This window comes from Bacteroides sp. 519, assembly GCF_010500955.1.
Lineage (GTDB): Bacteria > Bacteroidota > Bacteroidia > Bacteroidales > Bacteroidaceae > Bacteroides.
The window spans coordinates 1-1,798 of the sequence record NZ_QVMJ01000064.1 but is presented as its reverse complement, the minus strand read 5'-3'; the positions used below and the strand labels follow the sequence as shown (position 1 = coordinate 1,798).

Annotated in this window: 2 protein-coding genes; both read right to left on the bottom strand. The window is 38.6% G+C overall.

Going from position 1 to position 1,798, the window contains the following annotated elements; genetic code table 11:
• Positions 1 to 27: 27 nt before the first annotated feature.
• Complete coding sequence (locus tag D0T85_RS21900; protein WP_163215656.1) at positions 28 to 792, bottom strand: DUF1670 domain-containing protein; 765 nt, start codon at positions 790 to 792, stop codon at positions 28 to 30.
• Positions 793 to 806: 14 nt separating this feature from the next.
• Positions 807 to 1,607, bottom strand: coding sequence for a DUF1670 domain-containing protein (locus D0T85_RS21895; RefSeq protein ID WP_163215655.1), 801 nt, complete (start codon positions 1,605 to 1,607; stop codon positions 807 to 809).
• Positions 1,608 to 1,798: the final 191 nt, after the last annotated feature.

The following is a 1,798-nucleotide window of genomic DNA, read 5'->3' as shown; positions in this document are numbered from 1 at the left end:
GCTAAAGTCATTTGACTTTGCAAGCGATTAATACTCTTTAACGTTCTTTGAAATATTGTTTATAATATCAAGATATTGACCTATTACTGGTTTTGCAATTTTTGTAGCGATATGGATGTATTGTATATCCTTTCCATCCTGATATAGGGTTTTTACCCTGTTATAATCACGGATGTAATGGTCAACCGCTCTTTGTGAGTGATTGGTTTCCTTAGCTATAATATTTGTTTGCTTCTTCTGCATCACATATTTTTGTACAATTTGCACTTTATGTGTAAGAGTAGATCCCATGTCATGTAAAGAACCTGAATGCGGTAAAACTACTTTGTTTTCCTGCTCATATTCGATTCTTAACTCGGACAAATAGGCTGCATTTGAAACCATAATCAGACTAATATCTCTTGTTGAAAGTAGGCCTCCCTGACCATAAGCTTCGTTCATGATCCTTGCGATCACTTGCTTCTTGATTTGTTTTGAAGGCACTCCTTTGATAAAAAGATCAATGTCTTTTTCACTCACCAAGGTAAGTACCACTGGTTTGTATTTTCTGTTTTTCCAGTCAGCTCTTGTGTTTTTATCCAAAGCATTCCAAAGTATTTGCCCGTGCTTAATACGGGTAGTTTGTGGAGCGTTTTCTTCAAAAATGTCAATGAGCATATCGGCAATGTTTTCCCTTACTACCGGACCAAAATATCCAGCGAACTCACGGGTCAGAAAATTAACAATAGCAGGCTTAAGAAAGCGGTCATGTGCTGGACGATACTTTCTTATTGCATCTGGTGTTCTAATCATTTCAGATAATTTTTTTAAGTTTGATGAATCGTTTTTTTTATTAATTCATCCAACTCGCTTTTACGATGAGGAACGGTTTTTGCATCCAGATACAGGTTGTAGTATTGCTGTGCTAAATCTTCCGAGATCTTCACTAAAAAGGCAATAGTACCTATTTCATGATTGTCTTTAGCTAAGCATACAACCCTTCTGAATTTATCCACATAATTGGCAATGGCTTCTATGCTATGATTGCAAGAGCGAGCTATCTGGGAAAACTCTTTACCTGCAAGCCATTGTTTAACAATGAGTTCCCGGTGGGTTATGGCACGTCCCATGTCTTTGATGGTAGAGCGAAGAGGAAGGATTATGCCTTGCTCTTTTAAAGCTTTTATATCTCTGACAAGTGTTCGTTCACCACAATTGAGCAAACGGTTGGCCAGGTCTTCGACTGTTAGTAAGCCCCCTTGTTGAAAGGCTTCATTACTAATACGCTGGAGACGGTGGCGACGAAGGCCGATAACTTCTTTCTCACGGCGGACTTCCAAATCTTCTTCTCCTGCGTCCAGAGTCAGGACGACTGTTTTCATCTGACATTCACTAAGTGGAGTTTTGGGAGAGTTTTCAATGGTTACCACCTGGAAACAAATTTGTCCGGGTTTCATGCTGGCGCTGTTATCAAAAAAAGGTTGATACACTTCATAAACAAGGTTCATTATAGCCTTGGCTTCAAACATGGAGCAATTCATGCCGGCTTGAAGGTGGTTTATAAACTGTGTGTCAAGTTGTTTTTGTTTCAAGCGTTCCCACTTGTGGATAGAAGAATTGTTGATCATAATCGTATTGGTTTACCAGCTCTATTTCTGGTTATTTTCCCTTCAATGAAGACTTCGCTACGCTTCGCTTTCATTGAAGGGAAAATAACCAGAAATCAATAACTTCTTGATTTTATAACAGAATTTCAAAGATCGTTTTTTATTTTCAATTTCTTTATGTCAGTTGGCACAAAGAAAGGAGGAGGTGCCCG

Excerpts from the sequence above, each read along its gene's own strand:
- D0T85_RS21900 (WP_163215656.1), bottom strand. The coding sequence starts at position 792 with ATGATTAGAACACCAGATGCAATAAGAAAGTATCGTCCAGCACATGAC.
- D0T85_RS21895 (WP_163215655.1), bottom strand. The coding sequence starts at position 1,607 with ATGATCAACAATTCTTCTATCCACAAGTGGGAACGCTTGAAACAAAAA.